General features: G+C 69.4%; 15 protein-coding genes, 1 pseudogene and 1 riboswitch. Of the genes and pseudogenes, 7 read left to right on the top strand and 9 right to left on the bottom strand.

Features of this window, described 5'->3' with window-relative positions; genetic code table 11:
• Nucleotides 1-6: 6 nt before the first annotated feature.
• The 4 genes from ABQJ54_RS06310 to ABQJ54_RS06295 all read right to left on the bottom strand — a co-directional run bounded on the left by ABQJ54_RS06310 (nt 7) and on the right by ABQJ54_RS06295 (nt 3,587).
• Complete coding sequence (locus tag ABQJ54_RS06310; protein WP_367853398.1) at nt 7-456, bottom strand: hypothetical protein; 450 nt, start codon at nt 454-456, stop codon at nt 7-9.
• Nucleotides 453-1,001, bottom strand: a complete 549-nt coding sequence (locus ABQJ54_RS06305) for an RNA polymerase sigma factor (RefSeq protein ID WP_367853397.1) — start codon at nt 999-1,001, stop codon at nt 453-455. Before ABQJ54_RS06305 ends, ABQJ54_RS06310 begins: the two co-directional genes overlap by 4 nt.
• Nucleotides 1,002-1,109: 108 nt before the next feature.
• Nucleotides 1,110-2,882 carry a phosphoenolpyruvate carboxykinase (GTP) gene (locus ABQJ54_RS06300; protein WP_367853396.1) on the bottom strand — a complete coding sequence of 591 codons (1,773 nt, stop codon included), beginning with the start codon at nt 2,880-2,882 and terminating at the stop codon, nt 1,110-1,112.
• 126 nt (nt 2,883-3,008) lie between these two features.
• On the bottom strand, nt 3,009-3,587 hold the full coding sequence (locus tag ABQJ54_RS06295; RefSeq protein WP_367853395.1) for a TetR/AcrR family transcriptional regulator: 579 nt from the start codon (nt 3,585-3,587) through the stop codon (nt 3,009-3,011).
• A gap of 96 nt (nt 3,588-3,683) precedes the next feature.
• On the opposite strand from ABQJ54_RS06295, the gene ABQJ54_RS06290 reads away from it, so the two are divergent.
• The 4 genes and pseudogenes from ABQJ54_RS06290 to ABQJ54_RS06275 all read left to right on the top strand — a co-directional run.
• Nucleotides 3,684-4,586, top strand: coding sequence for an alpha/beta fold hydrolase (locus ABQJ54_RS06290; RefSeq protein WP_367853394.1), 903 nt, complete (start codon nt 3,684-3,686; stop codon nt 4,584-4,586).
• A gap of 34 nt (nt 4,587-4,620) precedes the next feature.
• On the top strand, nt 4,621-7,095 hold the full coding sequence (locus ABQJ54_RS06285) for an acyl-CoA dehydrogenase (protein WP_367853393.1): 2,475 nt from the start codon (nt 4,621-4,623) through the stop codon (nt 7,093-7,095).
• 89 nt (nt 7,096-7,184) lie between these two features.
• On the top strand, nt 7,185-7,334 hold the full coding sequence (locus ABQJ54_RS06280; protein WP_367853392.1) for a hotdog family protein: 150 nt from the start codon (nt 7,185-7,187) through the stop codon (nt 7,332-7,334).
• A gap of 10 nt (nt 7,335-7,344) precedes the next feature.
• Nucleotides 7,345-7,530: pseudogene (locus tag ABQJ54_RS06275) on the top strand (DUF4442 domain-containing protein); the annotation flags it as partial.
• A gap of 112 nt (nt 7,531-7,642) precedes the next feature.
• Here the strand turns inward: ABQJ54_RS06275 and ABQJ54_RS06270 are convergent.
• From ABQJ54_RS06270 to ABQJ54_RS06250, 5 genes are all read right to left on the bottom strand, one after another.
• The gene (locus ABQJ54_RS06270) at nt 7,643-8,548 is read right to left on the bottom strand and encodes a CPBP family intramembrane glutamic endopeptidase (protein ID WP_367853391.1); all 906 of its coding nucleotides are present in this window, start codon (nt 8,546-8,548) and stop codon (nt 7,643-7,645) included.
• 139 nt (nt 8,549-8,687) lie between these two features.
• Nucleotides 8,688-10,289, bottom strand: a complete 1,602-nt coding sequence (locus ABQJ54_RS06265) for a peptide chain release factor 3 (RefSeq protein WP_367853390.1) — start codon at nt 10,287-10,289, stop codon at nt 8,688-8,690.
• A gap of 61 nt (nt 10,290-10,350) precedes the next feature.
• Nucleotides 10,351-11,070 carry a 2OG-Fe dioxygenase family protein gene (locus ABQJ54_RS06260; RefSeq protein ID WP_367853389.1) on the bottom strand — a complete coding sequence of 240 codons (720 nt, stop codon included), beginning with the start codon at nt 11,068-11,070 and terminating at the stop codon, nt 10,351-10,353.
• A 66-nt stretch (nt 11,071-11,136) separates the two neighbouring features.
• Nucleotides 11,137-12,216: a cysteine synthase A gene (locus ABQJ54_RS06255; RefSeq protein ID WP_367853388.1), complete on the bottom strand. Its 1,080-nt coding sequence runs from the start codon at nt 12,214-12,216 to the stop codon at nt 11,137-11,139.
• Nucleotides 12,217-12,349: 133 nt separating this feature from the next.
• Complete coding sequence (locus ABQJ54_RS06250; RefSeq protein WP_367853387.1) at nt 12,350-12,985, bottom strand: peroxiredoxin; 636 nt, start codon at nt 12,983-12,985, stop codon at nt 12,350-12,352.
• Between the two features lie 141 nt (nt 12,986-13,126).
• A riboswitch (SAM riboswitch) is annotated at nt 13,127-13,239 on the top strand.
• A gap of 79 nt (nt 13,240-13,318) precedes the next feature.
• Here ABQJ54_RS06250 and metX point away from each other — a divergent pair.
• The 3 genes from metX (at nt 13,319) to ABQJ54_RS06235 (ending at nt 16,707) form a co-directional block, all read left to right on the top strand.
• Nucleotides 13,319-14,341: a homoserine O-succinyltransferase MetX gene (gene metX / locus ABQJ54_RS06245; RefSeq protein WP_367853386.1), complete on the top strand. Its 1,023-nt coding sequence runs from the start codon at nt 13,319-13,321 to the stop codon at nt 14,339-14,341.
• A gap of 45 nt (nt 14,342-14,386) precedes the next feature.
• On the top strand, nt 14,387-15,577 hold the full coding sequence (metB, locus tag ABQJ54_RS06240; RefSeq protein WP_367853385.1) for a cystathionine gamma-synthase: 1,191 nt from the start codon (nt 14,387-14,389) through the stop codon (nt 15,575-15,577).
• A 65-nt stretch (nt 15,578-15,642) separates the two neighbouring features.
• Complete coding sequence (locus ABQJ54_RS06235; RefSeq protein ID WP_437343325.1) at nt 15,643-16,707, top strand: homoserine dehydrogenase family protein; 1,065 nt, start codon at nt 15,643-15,645, stop codon at nt 16,705-16,707.
• Nucleotides 16,708-16,760 lie beyond the last annotated feature (53 nt).

Below are 16,760 nucleotides of genomic sequence, written 5' to 3'. Positions count from 1 at the left end.
CGTCGGTCAGCCGGCCTCGTGGACGAGATGGCGCAGTTGTGTCTGTTGCTGTTCGGTGCGCGCCAGCAGGCGCTGCAGCGAGGGTGAGTGGGGAGACTGCTGCATGGCTTGCTGCAGTTCGAGGCGGGCCGCGTCCAGTTCGATCGCTGCCCCGCTGAGGCGCGGGTCGGACGGGTTCCAGGAGGTGTTGGCCAATGCGGGGGCGCCATCCATCGCGGCAGTGGCATGGCGATGCAGGCGCAGGCCGATACCGCCGGCCAGCAGGAACACGCCGGCCAGCGCGGCGGCAAACAGCCAGGGTTGGAGTTGGCGCGATGCGTGGCGGGCAGCCCTCGCCGGGGTCGCGCTGTCGTCGCGGTCCACCAGCGCCGTGTCGATCGCGCCCCACAGGTCGCGGCCCGGCGCGATCGGCTGGTGCAGCTTGCGCATCTGCTGCCGCCATTCGAATTCGTTCATGGTGTTTCTCCCAAGGCCCTGCGCAACAGTTGCCGTGCGCGGTGCAGTTGCGCTTTGGATGTGCCGACAGCCATGTCCAGTTCGTCGCCGATTTCCTCGTGCCGCCAGCCCTCGACGTCGTGCAGTACCAGCACGGCGCGCGCGCGTGGCGGCAGCTTGCCGATCGCCCGCTCCAACTCCTCGCGTTCGGCGGCGCAGAACGGCGTTTCGCCGTGTTCAGGCAGCTGTTCCTCGTCCACGAAACCGACCGGGTCGGCGCGACGGGCGCGGATCTCCATCAGCGCCACATTGATCGCCAGGCGGTAGAGCCAGGTGCCGAATGCGCTTTCGTGACGGAAGCCCGGCAGTTTCTGCCAGGCGCGCACGAAGGCTTCCTGGGTGAGGTCCTCGGCGCGGGCGTGGTCGTAGCCGGCCAGCCGGCACAGCGCACCGTAGATGCGATCGACGTGCCGGCGGTACAGCCGCTGGAACGCGTGGCGGTCGCCGGCTGCCGCCGCGTGCACGTCGTCGGTATCGTCGTCGGCGGCAACGGGGGCTGGCGGCATCGATCGGTCAGTGGCTGGACAGGCGGCGATCATCTTGCCAGCTTGGATGCCGGCGTCGGCCAAAAGGTTTGCATCGCCGCGGGCTGGGCCCGAGGCGACGACTTTCGCTCAGGCCGTGGCGGCCTTGCGTGGTGCGGTGTCCAGCGCTTCGGCCACGCGCTGCTGTTCCGCCCGCAGGGCTGCGGGCAGGCGTGGCGTGAAGCCGTCGAGATAGTCGCCGATGGCGGCGAGTTCGGCTTGCCAGCCGGCCTGGTCGACTGCAAGCAACTCGTCCAGCGTGGCGGGGGGCAAGGTCAGGCCGTCGAGCTTCAGCTCGCCGGCGGCAGGCAGGATGCCGATCGGCGTCTCCAGGCCGCGGGCCTTGTCCTCCACCCGCGCGATCATCCACTCCAGCACGCGCAGGTTCTCGCCGAAGCCCGGCCAGAGGAACTTGCCGTCCTTGCCCTTGCGGAACCAGTTGACGTGGAAGACCTTGGGCAGCTTCGCGCCGGGTCGGTCGAACGACAGCCAGTGCTGGAAATAGTCGCCATAGTGATAGCCGCAGAACGGCTTCATCGCCATCGAATCGCGACGCAGCACGCCCACCGCGCCGGTGGCCGCGGCAGTGGTTTCCGAACCCATCGCGGCGCCCATCAGCACGCCGTGCGTCCAGTCGCGGGCTTCCATCACCAGCGGCAGCAGCGAGGGGCGGCGGCCGCCGAACACGATGGCGCTGATCGGTACACCCTGCACGTCCTCGGCCTTCTCCGACCAGGTGGGGCACTGCTTCGCACTGACCGTGAAGCGCGAGTTCGGATGAGCGGCGGGGCCATTGGCCGGGTCGTAGGGGCGGCCTTGCCAGTCGGTGACCGGCGTGCCGGGCAGGCCTTCCCACCACGGCTGGTTGTCGGCGGTGACGGCGACGTTGGTGAAGATGGTGTCGCGCGAAATGCTCTTGAGCGCGTTCGGATTGGTGTCGTTGCTGGTGCCCGGCGCCACGCCGAAGAAGCCGGCTTCCGGGTTGATGGCGTAGAGGCAGCCGTCCGCACCCGGGCGCATCCAGCAGATGTCGTCACCCACCGTCCACACCTTCCAGCCGTCCTTGCGGTAGCCCTCGGGCGGAATCAGCATGGCCAGGTTGGTCTTGCCGCAGGCGGAGGGGAAGGCGGCGGCGATGTAGTGCGTCTCGCCCTGCGGATTCTCGATGCCCACGATCAGCATGTGCTCGGCCAGCCAGCCTTCGTCGCGGGCCTGGTTGCTGGCGATGCGCAGGGCATGGCACTTCTTGCCCAGCAGCGCGTTGCCGCCGTAGCCGGAGCCGTAGGACTTGATCGTGCGCTCGGCGGGGAAGTGCATGATCCAGCGGCGCTCCGGATCGAGTTCGCCGGTGGAATGCAGGCCGCGCACGAAATCGCCTTCGCGTTCGATGCGCTCCTGCGCCGCGTTGCCCATGCGGGTCATGATCTTCATGTTGGCGACCACGTAGGGGCTGTCGGTGATCTCCACGCCGCAGCGCGACAGCGGCGAACCGATCGGGCCCATGCAGTACGGGATCACGTACATGGTGCGGCCTTCCATGCAGCCGTCGAACAGCGCGTCCATCTTCGCGTGCGCCTTGGCCGGGTCCATCCAGTGGTTGTTCGGGCCGGCGTCTTCCTCGGTCGGGTGGCAGACCAGGGTGAGGTGCTCCACGCGTGCCACGTCCTTCGGGTTGGAGCGGTGCAGGTAGCAGCCCGGATGCGTCTGCTGGTTCAGCTCGATCAGGGTGCCGTCGGCCAGCATCTGCTGCAGCAGGGACTGGTACTCGGCTTCGGAGCCGTCGCACCAGTGGACCTTCGCGGGGCGCGTCAGTGCCGCCACCTCGTTGACCCAGCGTTCGAGCGCTTCCAGGGTGCTTGCCATCGTGTTCCTCACTGGTCTTCAGAAAAAAGGGTGGAGGAACCGTAGTTTGCACGCACTGGCATTGCAAGGTTGCATGCAACAGAAACGGCGCCGCAGCGCCGTTTCGCAAGCTCTTGCCAAGGTGGATCAGGCGGGTATCAGGGTGGCGATCATGTGCTCCACGTAGGCGTCGAACTCCTCGTGGTTGATGCGCGGCAGGCCCAGGGTGAAGTTCAATTGCAGGAAACCGACGTAGGCGGCGTAGGTGAGCCGCGCACGGTTCAGCGCCTCGCGCGGCGGCAGTCCGGCCTCGCGGTAGGCGGTATTGAGGAACTCGGTGCGCCGCTGCGACACGCGCGCCATCACCGGCACCACCAGTGGATGGTCCAGCGCCTTCAGCAGGGCGGCGTAGACGCGGTGCGGCTGCAGTTCGTGCGCCACGCGGCGGAACAGTTCGGGCAGGCGCTGGCGCGGGTCGGCGATCTGCTCGATCTGGCCCAGCACCTCGCGCTCGCCGTATTGCTCCCAGCGCTCCAGCGCCGCCTGCAACAGGGCCTCGCGAGTGCGGAAGTGCCAGTAGAAGCTGCCCTTGGTGACACCCAGTTGGCGGGCCAGGGCTTCGACGGCCAGTGCGCCCACGCCTTGGTCGGCGATCATCTGCAGGGCGGCAACTTCCCAGTCTTCCGCGGTGAGGCGGGTGCGTTCCGGTTTGGGGCTGGAATCCATGGCCGTATGGTAGCCGCTGTGCCCGGCTTTGTAATCCACGATGGCGAGGAGTGGGCGGGTTGACGACGCCGGAGCAGGCAATCCATACTCATCCGTATGGATTGGTCTGCGCCACCATTGCCCGTCAGCCGGACCGAATTCGCCGATACCGGGGACGGCGTGTGCCTGGCCGTGGAGACGCGTCACGCCGGCGGCGCACCGACCCTGCTGTTCGCGCATGGCTTCGGCCAGACCCGCGGTGCCTGGAGCGGTGCAATGGCCGCACTGGCGGCGCTGGGTTGCCGCTGCGTCAGCTTCGACGCGCGCGGCCATGGCGAGAGCGGGCGCCTGCCGGGCGGCGGCTACCACATGCAGCAGTTCGCCGACGATCTGCTGGGGCTGGCCCGCGCACAGCCCGGGCCGCCGGTGCTGGTGGGCGCCTCGATGGGCGGCCTGCTCGGCCTGGTGACGGCGGGCGAGACGCGACCGGCACCGTTTCGGGCGCTGGTGCTGGTGGACATCACGCCGCGCTGGGAGACCCGCGGCGTGGAGCGCATCCTCGCCTTCATGCAGGCGCATCCGGACGGTTTCGCCAGCTATGGCGAGGCCGCGGAACAGATTGCTGCCTATCTGCCGCACCGCGCCGGCCGCAAGAGCGAGGAACAACTGCGTCCGCTGCTGCGCGAAGGTACCGATGGCCGCCTGCGCTGGCACTGGGACCCGGCCTTGCTGGCGGGCGACCTGGTCGCCGAAAGCGAGCGCTACCAGCCGCGCCTGCTGGCCGCCGCCAGGCAGGTGGACGTGCCGGTGCTGTTGCTCTCCGGCGAGCGCAGCGACGTGGTCTCGCACGCCACCGTCGTCGAATTCCTGCAGCTGGTGCCGCACGCGCACCACGTCCAGGTAGCCGGCGCCACCCACATGCTGGCAGGCGACGCCAACGACGCGTTCACCCGCGAGATCGCAAGTTTCATCCAGTCACTGGACGATGCGGATGCCCGTACGGGCAAGCGCATCGCCTGAATGCAACAGGCATAACCGCAACGAGGATGTCGAGATGGCCGTGATACTGACCCTGCTGGCGGCGCTCATTGCGAGCGGCACCTGCGCCTACCACCGCAGCAGCCTGCGCACTTTCGCCATCGCCGCGCCGCTGGCCACGCTGGTCGTGGGCCTGCTCACTGGCGCCCACTGGACGGCGATCATCCTGCTGATCATCGAACTGGGCATCGCGGTGCCGTTGTTGATGGACCACTTCCGCCACAGGAAGATCACCGCGCCGCTGCTGAAGATGTTCGCCAAGGTCACGCCGAAGCTGTCGGAAACCGAGCAGACCGCGCTGGAAGCCGGCACGGTGGGTTTCGAGGGCGAGCTGTTCTCCGGCAAGCCGGATTGGGACGAGCTGCTGAAGCAGCCGAAGCCCGAACTGAGCGTGGAAGAGCAGGCCTTCCTCGACGGCCCGGTGGAAGAACTCTGCGCGATGATCGACGACTGGCAGATCACCCACGAACTGGCCGACCTGCCGCCGGAGATCTGGGACTTCATCAAGAAGCACCGCTTCTTCGGCATGATCATCCCGAAGCAGTACGGCGGCCTGCAGTTCTCCGCGCTGGCGCATTCGGCGGTGCTGCAGAAGCTGTCGACGATGTCCGCCACGGTGGCATCCACGGTGGCGGTACCCAATTCGCTGGGGCCGGCGGAACTGCTGCTGCACTACGGCTCGGACGAGCAGAAGGACTACTACCTGCCGCGCCTCGCGGTGGGCGAGGAGATTCCCTGTTTCGCGCTCACCGGCCCCTATGCCGGCTCCGACGCCACCTCGATCCCCGACTACGGCATCGTCTGCAAGCAGATGCTGGACGGCGTCGAGACGCTGGGCGTGAAGCTCACCTTCGACAAGCGCTACATCACGCTGGCGCCGATCGCCACCGTGGTGGGGCTGGCCTTCCGCATGTACGACCCCGAGCACCTGCTGGGCGACAAGGACGACCTCGGCATCACTCTGGCGCTGCTGCCGCGCTCCACGCCGGGGCTGGAGATCGGTCGCCGCCACTTCCCGCTCAACATCCCGTTCCAGAACGGCCCGATCCACGGCAAGGACGTGTTCGCGCCGCTCAGCACCCTGATCGGCGGTCCGCACATGGCCGGCCACGGCTGGCGCATGCTGGTGGAATGCCTGTCGGTGGGCCGCGCGATCTCGCTGCCTTCCAATGCCACCGGTGCGATGCGCGGCTCCGCCGCGGCCACCGGCGCCTACGCGCGCATGCGCAAGCAGTTCGGCCTCGCCATCGCCCGCTTCGAAGGCGTGGAAGAGGCGCTGGGCCGCATCGGCGGCCTCACCTACGCCACCACCGCGTTGTCGCGCGCCACCGCGGCGGCGGTGGACCGGGGCGAGAAGCCGGCGGTGCCCTCGGCCATCGCCAAGTACCACGCCACCGAGTGGGCGCGCGTGGTGGCCGGCGACACCATGGACGTGCACGGCGGCAAGGCGGTGCAGCTCGGCCCGAAGAACTACGCCGGGCGCGGCTGGTCCAGCGTGCCGATTGCGATCACGGTGGAAGGCGCGAACATCATGACGCGCAGCCTGATGATCTTCGGCCAGGGCGCGATCCGCTGCCATCCCTACGTGCTGAAGGAAATGGATGCGCTGTCCATCGTCGACTATCGCGAGCGGCTGCACCGTTTCGACAAGGCGCTGTTCGGCCACATCGGCTTCGGCCTCTCCAATGCCGCGCGCAGCTTTGCCATGGGCCTCTCCGGCGGGCGCATGGGCGAGGCCGCGGGCGACGCCTACACGCGACGCTACTACCGCAAGCTCAACCGTTACTCCGCGGCGCTGGCGCTGTGCGCCGACACCTTCATGGGCGTGCTGGGCGGCAAGCTGAAGTTCAAGGAAAAGCTCTCCGCGCGCCTCGGCGACGTACTGAGCTACCTGTACATCGCCAGCGCGATGCTCAAGCGCTACGAGGACACCGGCCGGCCGGAGGCGGACCGCCCCTTCCTCGCCTGGGGCTTCCACGAGTGCATGTGGCTGATCCAGAACGCGTTGGACGGTGCGATCCGCAACTTCCCGGTACGTCCGGTGGCGTTGCTGCTGCGCGCGCTGGTGTTCCCGCTGGGCCGCCGCGAGGTGCCGCCGTCCGATCGCCTGGGCCGTCGCGTGGCTGCGCTGCTCACCGCGCCGAACGAGGCTCGCGCCCGGCTCACCGAATGGGTGTACCTCACGCCCACGGCGAACAACACGGTGGGCCGCATGAACGCGTTGTTGCCCGACGTGATCGCCGCCGAGCCGGTGGAGCGCAAGTTCCTGAAAGGCCTGAAGGCCGGCCAGTTCAAGGCGCACGACTACAACGGTCAGCTGGCCGAGGCATTGGCCGCCGGCGTGCTCAGCCAGGCCGAACACGACCTGCTGAAGCGGGTGCACGCAGCGGTGTTCGAATTCATCTCGGTGGACGACTTCGATCCGTCCGAGCTGGGCGCGGCGGTGACCCGCGCGGACGAGCGCAGGAAGAAGCTGGCTGACGCGGCCTGAGTCGCGTCACGCACGGCAAACGCATGAATGGTTGGACGGGGTGAACGTCGTCCCGTTCGCGTGTCGAGCGCAGGGACACGCACGAGTGAGTGCTGAAACTCTGGAGCCGGCTTTCCGGATCGGTAGCCGGTCGCTGGCTCTGCGGCCGGCTGATCCGCTTCAAGGCATCGTACTTCGCCACCATCGCATCGCGCTTCGTGACGCTGGAGCCCGGGGCGCTGCGAGATCACGATCCGTGATCGTCGCCGTGTGCAGAACCACATCGGCACCGTGCGCGCGATCACATTGTGCAATCGCGCCGAGCTGGGCGCGGGCATGATGACCGCCGCCATGATTCCTGCCTACATGCGCTGGATTCCGAGGGGCATGGTGGTGGAATACCCCACCAGGGCTCGCGGCACCATGCACGCCGTCGCCACGCCGGATGCCTCGGCGCTGGAAGCGTCTGCCGGTTACGCCTGGCCGGTGCAGGTCAGCGTGCGTGACGGGCGAGGAGGTATTCTGCGCCCGCGTCGACATGTGGGTGTCGCCACGCAAGTCGCGCCAGTCAGCGTGCGCGATGCCAGGCCGCCGGCACGAGCGAGCGCCGTCGCAAGGCCATGGCCAGCAGTGCCACCGAACACAGTGAGCACAACGCCAGCGCCACGACCGAGGCCTCGGCACCGAACACGCCGCCGCTGAGCCAGTCCGGACCGGTGCGGGTGGACACCAGCCAGCCGTCGGCGCGAGTGCCGGAAACGGGGATGCCGTAAATCGTGCCCTGCGCAATGTTCCAGCCTGCGTGCAGGCCGATGCAGGCCCACAGCGAGCGGGTGACGAGATAGAGCAAGGCCAGCAGCACGCCCGCCTCGATGGCGATGGCGGCCGAACTCCACAGCGTGGCGCCCGGGTTGAAGATGTGCGCGACGCCGAAGAACAGCGCCGAAATCACCAGCGCCCAGCCGCTGCCCAGGCCTTCCTCGACGATGCGAAACAGCACGCCGCGAACGACGACCTCCTCGGCGATGCCCGCGCAGACGCCGGCCACCAGCACCTGCGGCAGCCAGTTCGCGCGCGGGTTCGTGCCAAGCACGTGGTAGCTGCCAGCCAGCCACAGCACGCCGACCACCGCGCTGAACAGCACCAGGCCGGCGGCGAAACCACCCAGGCCGCGGGTGGGCACGTCGCGCAAGGCCAGTTCGCCGACTGGTCGCCGTTCGACACCCTTCACCAGGATCGCGTAGGTGACCAGCGCCGGCAGCAGTTCCATGGCCAGCAGTGCCAGTGCGAAGCGCATAGGGCCGGCCGCCTTGGTCGTCCATCCCAGCGACGCGAACACGGCGTGCGCGGCGAAGCTGAGGATCGCCATCGTGACGACGAAGAACACGATGCGTGCGCCGGGCGAGAACACCAGCCAGCGTTGCCAGCGCGGCGCAAGAGGCGGAGTGGTGAAGGCGATGGCGGCAGCAGGCATGGCGGCGCTTCCGTGGGAAAGGCGCAGGTTACCAGCGCGGCGCCTGTAGCTTCTCCCCCTGCGTGCAGATGGGCGGGAGGGGCGGGTTGATGCCCCCTCCTCAACTCTCCCCCGCAAAGCAGGGCAGGATGTTCGTGCGTCAGACCTCGACGGCTGCCGCGTGCTCGCGCGTGGCGGAGAAGCGCACCGCGGGCGAACGTTCCTGCGCCAGTTGCAGGTTCACCCGCGAAGGCGCGAGGTAGACCAGCTCGCCGGCGCCGTCGATGGCGAGGTTCATCGCGTTCTTCTCGCGGAACTCCTCCAGCTTCTTCGCGTCGTCGCAGTGCACCCAGCGCGCAGTGGCCACGGTCACCGGCTCGAACGCGGCGTCCACGCCGTACTCGTCCTTGAGCCGGTAGGCCACCACGTCGAACTGCAGCACGCCGACCGCGCCGAGGATCAGGTCGTTCGACATCAGCGGGCGGAAGAACTGCGTGGCGCCTTCCTCGGACAGCTGCGCCAGGCCCTTCTGCAATGCCTTCATCTTCAGCGGATCGCGCAGGCGCGCGCGGCGGAACAGTTCCGGCGCGAAGTTGGGGATGCCGGTGAAGCTCACCGGCTCGCCTTCGGTAAAGGTATCGCCGATGGAAATCGTGCCGTGGTTGTGCAGGCCGATCACGTCGCCCGGGTAGGCGGTTTCCACGATCTCGCGATCCGAGGCCATGAAGGTGAGCGCGTTGGCGATGCGCACCTCCTTGTTCGTGCGCGTCTGGATCATCTTCATGCCGGCGGCGTAGGTGCCCGAGCACACGCGCATGAAGGCCACGCGATCGCGGTGCGCCGGGTCCATGTTCGCCTGGATCTTGAACACGAAGCCGGTGAGTTTCTCCTCCTCCGGCTGCACCTCGCGCGACGTGGTGGCGCGCGGGCGCGGCGCGGGGGCGTGCTCGACGAAGAAGTCCAGCAGCAGCTGCACGCCGAAGTTGTTCACCGCCGAACCGAAGAACACCGGCGTGAGCTTGCCGGCGAGGTAGTCGCCGAGGTCGAACGAGGGCGCGGCGCCCTGCACCAGCTCCAGCTCCTCGCGCAGCTCGGCCAGCGCTTCGGCGCCGAGGGCGGCTTCCAATTCCGGCGAATCGAGGCCCTTGAAAATGGTGGAATCCTGCCGCGTGAAATTCCTGCCCTGCTCGAACAGGTGCACCTCGTCCAGCAGCAGGTGGTACACGCCCTTCAGCCGCTTGCCCATGCCGATCGGCCAGGTCAGCGGCGCGCAGGCGATGCCGAGGACGGATTCCACTTCGTCCAGCAGCTCGATCGGCGACTTGCCCTCGCGGTCGAGCTTGTTGATGAAGGTCATGATCGGCGTGTCGCGCAGGCGGCACACCTCCATCAGCTTGATCGTGCGCTCCTCCACGCCCTTGGCGCAGTCGATCACCATCAGCGCCGAGTCCACCGCGGTGAGCACGCGGTAGGTGTCCTCGGAGAAGTCCGCGTGGCCGGGGGTGTCGAGCAGGTTGACGATCTTGCCCTCGTACGGGAACTGCATCACCGACGAGGTCACCGAGATGCCGCGCTCCTTCTCCAGCGCCATCCAGTCCGAGGTGGCATGGCGGGCGGCCTTGCGGCCCTTCACCGAGCCGGCCATCTGGATCGCGCCGCCGAACAGCAGCAGCTTTTCGGTCAGCGTGGTCTTGCCCGCGTCAGGGTGGCTGACGATGGCGAAGGTGCGGCGGCGACGGGTTTCGGCGGAATGGGTGGACATTGGCACGGATCGGGCAAGGGTGAACCGCGTATTGTAGCGCGGCACCGGCCCTTCCCCGGGATCAGCCGGCCTTGAACGTCACCACCAGCACGTCGCGGTGCGCGGCTTGACCGGGATCCTTGGGAATCACCGGGGTGACGCCGTGGAACACGCGGTGGTCGTCCACCAGGGCGGCGTCGAAGGGACGGGCAAGCGTGAACTGGCCCAGTTCACGGCCGTCGGGGGCGTGGATGGTGGTGGTGCCGCGCTCGATGTTCTCGCGGGCGACCAGCAGCACCAGCACGTAGTCCACGCCATCGCGGTGCACGCCCTCGGGCGTGGGCTCGCCGGCCTCGTCGGCGCGTGCCTCGATGCGGAACTGGTGCGCCTCGATGCGCCACTGCCGCACCTCCGGCGCCAGCGCGCCGAAGCTGGCGCGGCAGAACGCAAGAATGCGTTGCAAGCTGGCACCGTCCGCGATGGCTGGTGCGACCGGTTCGAACCAGCGCTCGATGTCGCCCTGCAAGGCGTTGTAGGCGAGGCTCTGGTAGTGCGGCTGGTGCGGCTCGTGGTGGATCGTGCCGTCGGCGCCTGCGGCGAACACGGCGTGGCGGCGCCGGCGATGGCGGCCGCGTGCGGCGAGGTAGGCGTCGTCGCCGAGCTCGTTCCAGCTCGCCGCGAACGCGGACCAGTCGTCGAGCGTGGCCGCGTCGAGCAGGCCGCGCATGACGTCGGCAGTGACGAAGGCGTAGCCGTTGCGCCGCAGGGCGGCGCGCAGGTCAGGGGAAGTGGGGGCGTTCATGCGCGCACGCTAACAGGAAGCGCATGAAGCGGCACCGGCTTGCGCGTAGCGGCGGACAGGCGTACGTCAGAGCGCCTTGGCAAACGCGCGTGCTGCGACTTCCGCCCGCGCCTGCGGCCGGGTCGGGGTCTCGGCCGGAAATGCCTGTTCCAGCCACGCCGGTACCGGAATGCCCTTGCCGCGCAGGAAGGCGGGGTTGAACAGCTTGGCCTGGTAGCGCGTGCCGGCGTCGGCGAGCACGGTGACGATGGTGTGGCCGGGGCCCAGCGCGCGGGCGAGGCGGATCGCGCCGGCGATGTTCACGGCACTGGAGCCGCCCACGCACCAGCCTTCCTCGTGCAGCAGGCGGTGCGCCAGCGGCACGGATTCGTCGTCGGGAATCGACCATGCCAGGTCGATCGGCGCGCCGTCGAAGTTCGCGGTGACGCGGCTGGAGCCGATGCCCTCGCTGATCGAGTTGCCGCTGGCGGCCAGCTCGCCGGTGCGCACGTAGCTGGCCAGCGCCGAGCCGGCGGGATCGGCCAGTGCGATGCGCACCTGCGGCCGGCGTGCCTTCAGCGCGTGGCCCACGCCGGCCAGCGTGCCGCCGGTGCCGGCGGCGCAGACGAAACCGTCCACGTAGCCGCCGGTCTGCTCCCAGATCTCCACGCCGGTGGTGGCCGCGTGCCAGTCGCGGTTCGCGGTGTTGTCGAACTGGTTCGCGAACCAGGCGCTGCCGGGTCGCGCGGCGTTCAGCGCCTCGGCGTGGCGGCGCGCGTGGTGGGCGTAGTGGTTGGGGTCCTTGTACGGCACGGCGGGCACCAGCCGCACCTCGGCGCCGGTGACGCGCAGCGCGGCGATCTTTTCCGCGCTCTGCGTTTCCGGCATGAAGATCACCGTGCGGTAGCCGCGGCTGGCGCCGATCAGCGCCAGGCCGATGCCGGTGTTGCCCGCGGTGCCCTCCACGATGGTGCCGCCGGGCTGCAGTTCGCCGCGCCGTTCCGCGTCCAGCACCAGGCCCAGCGCGGTGCGGTCCTTGATCGAGCCGCCGGGGTTGAGCAGCTCCGCCTTGGCCAGCACCTCGCAGCCGGTGAGCTCGCTGGCGTGGCGCAGGCGGATCAGCGGGGTATGGCCCACGCTGGCGGAGAGGTCGGCTTGGATGAACATGATCACGCTCACTCACGAATCAGGGCGTGTCGCCCGGGCTGGCCCGTAGGAGCGCACCCTGTGCGCGAATGCTTTAGCGCTCGATCGAAGCCAAGAGCATTCGCGCACAGGGTGCGCTCCTACAGAAAGACGTTCACGCGGCCGGCGCAGGCACCAAACGCAGGTAGGGCTTCAGCGTGCGCCAGCCGTCGGGATACAGCCTGCGCGCATCCTCGTCGGACACCGAGGGCGCGATGATCACGTCGTCGCCCGGCTGCCAGTCCACCGGCGTGGTGAGCTTGCGGCCGTCGGTGAGCTGCAGCGAGTCGAGCACGCGCAGCACCTCGTCCACGTTGCGCCCCGCGCTCGGCGGATAGGTGAGGATCAGCCGCACCTTCTTCTGCGGATCGATCACGAACACCGAGCGCACGGTGACCTTGGGGTCGGCCTTGGGGTGGAACATGCCGTACAGCTTCGCCACTTCCAGCTCCGGATCGGCCAGCAGCGGGTAGTTCAGCGCGGTGCCGCCCACGTCGGCCACGTCCTGCGCCCAGCCCTGGTGGTCGGCCACCGAATCCACCGACAGGCCGATCAGCCTGGTGTTGCGCGCGTCGAACTCCGCCTTGCGGCTGGCGAACGCGCCCAACTCGGTGGTGCACACCGGGGTGAAGTCCTTCGGATGCGAAAAGAACACCACCCAGTGCGAGCCGGCGTAGTCGTGGAAACGCACCGTGCCGGCGGTGGAGTCGAGGGTGAAGTCGGGGGCGGTGTCGCCCAGCTGCAGGCTCATCGGGTGCTCCTTTGCGAACGGTGCCTGCAGCCTGCGCCGGTCTCCGTGCGGCCGGCAAATAGATATCACGAATATGCATATAAGCGTCCAGACGTTTAGACGTCTATTGACAGCTTTGTCAGTAGCCGGCAAGATCCACCCCACTCATCGAGACCGGCTGAGGGACAGGCCCTTTGAAGCCGGGGCAACCTGCGGAATGTTCCGCGACGGTGCCAACTCCTGCGGCGGCGCCCTGGCGCCCCGGCAGATGGGCGGCTTGCGCAGGCGGCGTTCGTGCCGTACGCGCGGGGCTCCTCTCCGGCATCCGCAGGGCGATGCCGAACGGAGAGACGCATGAGCCAGCTGCCCGAAACCCGCACCCTCTGTACCGCCGAGGTGGTCGCGCTTCCCGTCGTGCCGCGTGCGCGTGGCGGACTCGGCGTGCAGCGCAGCGCGCGGCGGCTGGCGCTCGATCCGAAGTACGGCAACGGTCCGCGCGAGGTCGACGTGCGTTACCTGTGGTGCGGCGCGCCGGACGCGCCCACCGTGATCGTGCAGGGCGGCATTTCCGCGAACCGCGACGTCACCGCGCCGACCGATGCCGCGCCGGGCTGGTGGCAGGAGCTGGTGGCCGAGGGGGCGGCGATCGACCTCGGCGGCTTCCGCGTGCTGGCGATCGACTGGCTTACCCCGGCCGAGCTCGGCACCACCACCATCTCCAGCGAGGACCAGGCCGACGCGTTGGCCGCGCTGCTGGATGCGCTGGGCATCGCCAGGGCGCACGCCTTCGTGGGTTCGTCCTACGGCGCGATGGTGGCGCTGGCCTTCGCCGCGCGGCATCCGCAACGGGCGGAGCGGCTGGTGCTGCTGGCCGGCGCGCACCGCGCCCACCCGCTGTCCACCGCGCAGCGCAGCGTGCAGCGCGGCATCGTGCGGCTGGGCCAGCAGAGCGGCCGGCTGGACGAGGCGCTGGCGCTGGCGCGCCAGCTGGCGATGACCACCTACCGCGGCAGCGCCGAGTTCGGCCGCCGCTTCGCCGGCGGCCCGGAGTGGCGCGGCGACCGCTTCCACTTCCCGGTCGAGGATTACCTGGAGCATCAGGGCCGTCGCTTCGTGGAGCGCTTCGACGCCGAGCGCTTCCTCGCGCTGTCCGAATCCATCGACCTGCACGACGTGGCGCCCGAGCAGGTGCCGCTGCCGGCCACCCTGATCGGTTTCCCCTCCGACCGCCTGGTGCCGCTGGCCGACCTCTGCGAGCTGCAGCGCCGCCTGCGCGGCCCGGCCACGCTGGAAGTGGTGGAGTCGCCCTACGGCCACGACGCCTTCCTCAAGGAACCGGAGCAGCTCGCGCCGCTGCTGCGCGAAGCCCTGCGGTAACCCACAACAACAACGCACAGCCACGCATTGATTCGGGAGAGCCCCATGAGCGAGACCACGTCCCCCTGTACCCGCGCGGTCCGCGCCGGCATCGAGAGCGACACCCAGCACGGCGCGGTGGTGCCGCCGCTGCACCTGTCGACCAACTACAGCTTCGAGGGCTTCGGCAAGAAGCGTCCCTACGACTACTCGCGCAGCGGCAACCCCACGCGCGACCTGCTGGCGAACGCGCTGGCCGAGCTGGAGCAGGGCGCGGGCGCGGTGGTCACCGCCAGCGGCATGGCCGCGGTGGCGCTGGCGCTGGAGCTGGTGCCGGCCGGCGCCACGGTGCTGGCCGCGCATGACTGCTACGGCGGCACCTGGCGCATCCTCGACGCCTGGGCGAAGAAGGGCCGCTTCGCGGTGCAGTTCGCCGACCTCACCGATCCTGCCGCGCTGGCCGCCGGCCTTGCCGCCAGGCCGGCGCTGGTCTGGGTGGAAACGCCGTCGAACCCGCTGCTGCGCATCACCGACATCCGCCACGTGGCGCAGGCCGCGCACGCCGCCGGCGCGCTGGTGGTGGTGGACAACACTTTCCTTTCGCCGGCGCTGCAACAGCCGCTGGCGCTGGGTGCCGACGTGGTGGTGCATTCCACCACCAAGTACATCAACGGCCACAGCGACGTGGTGGGCGGCGCCGTGGTGGCGCGCACGCCGGAGCTGGCCGAGCAGATCAAGTGGTGGGGCAACTGCAATGGCCTCACCGGCGCGCCGTTCGACAGCTACCTGACCCTGCGCGGCCTGCGCACGCTGGGCGTGCGCCTGCGCCAGCACCAGGAAAACGCCGAGCGCATCGCCGCGCACCTGGACGGCCATGCCGCCGTGCGCAAGGTGTATTACCCCGGCCTCGCGTCCAACCCGTACCACGCGCTGGCCGCGCGCCAGCAACAGGGCTTCGGCGCCATGCTCAGCTTCGAGCTGGAAGGCGACGAGGCGCAGATCGCGGCCTTCGTCGACGGCCTGGAATACTTCTCGCTGGCCGAGTCGCTGGGCGGCGTGGAAAGCCTGGTCGCGCATCCGGCCACCATGACCCATGCCGCGATGGCGCCGGAGGCGCGCCGCAAGGCGGGCATCGCCGACAGCCTGCTGCGCGTGTCGGTGGGCATCGAGGATGGCGATGATCTGCTGCGCGACCTCGACGCCGCGCTGGCGCGCGCCGTGGCCGCGGGCAAATCCAAACGCGCGGTGGGCGCATGAGCGCGGTGCTGGCCGATGTGGGTGCGGCCGTAGGAGCGGCTTCAGCCGCGACCTCTCCCCAGGCAATCGCGGCTGAAGCCGCTCCTGCAACGGCGGTACCTTCTGCCGCCATCGTGCTGCTCGGCACCGGGGTGGTCGGCGGTGCCTTCCTCAAACTGCTCAACACGCCCGCCGCCGCCTCGCTGCGGCTGGTGGGTGCGGCCAATTCGCGCCGCCAGCAGACCGATCTGGCCAGGCTTGCCGAGCGCAACCTGCGTGAGCAGCTGAGGGCCAGCGGCGCGGCGCGCGATGACACGGCCCTGCTCGCCGCGCTCGATGCCAGCGGTGCCGCGGTCAGGGTGATCGTGGACGCCACCGCCAGCACTGCACTTGCCACGCGCCATGCCGAGTGGCTGGCCCGCGGCTACCACGTGGTCACCGCCAACAAGGCCCTGGCCGGCGGCGAACTGCCGGGCTGGCGTGCCTTGCAGTCCGCGCTCGCCCACGGCGCGCGCTACGGCGATTCCGCCACCGTGGGCGCCGGCCTGCCGGTGCTTTCCACGTTGCGCCGGCTGCGCCACTGCGGCGACGCGCTGCTCACACTGGAAGGCGTGTTTTCCGGCTCGCTCTCCTATCTCTTCAACAGCTACGACGGCAGCCGGCCGTTCTCCGTGCTGCTGCACGAGGCGCGTGAACGCGGCTACACCGAGCCCGATCCGCGCGCCGACCTCTCGGGCGAGGACGTGGCGCGCAAGCTGCTGATCCTCGCCCGCAACGCCGGTTTCGCGCTGGGCTGCGACGAGGTGCAGGTGGAAGGCCTGGTGCCCGAAGCGCTGCGCGCGCTGGATACCGAAGCCTTCCTCGCCCGCCTCGATGAACTCGACGGGCCGCTGGCCGCGCGTCACGCCGAGGCCAAGGCGCGCGGCAACGTGCTGCGTTTCCTCGCCCGGCTCAACCAGCGCGGCCGTGCCCGCGTGGGCCTGGCCGAGGTGCCGGCGAACCACCCCGCCGCGCGCCTCTATGGCACCGACAACCAGTTCGCGCTCACCACCACCCGCTACCACACCCAGCCGCTGGTGATCCAGGGGCCGGGCGCGGGGCCGGAGGTCACCGCACAGGCGCTGCTGGGCGACGTGCTGGCGTTGGGCTGAAGGTTTTTGTAGGAGCGCACCCTGTGCGCGAAGGCTCTGATGCTTCGATCAGA

This window comes from Rhodanobacter lycopersici, assembly GCF_040812335.1.
Lineage (GTDB): Bacteria > Pseudomonadota > Gammaproteobacteria > Xanthomonadales > Rhodanobacteraceae > Rhodanobacter_A > Rhodanobacter_A lycopersici.
Note: the sequence above shows the minus strand (reverse complement) of the source record. Positions and strands in the feature narration are given on the sequence as shown.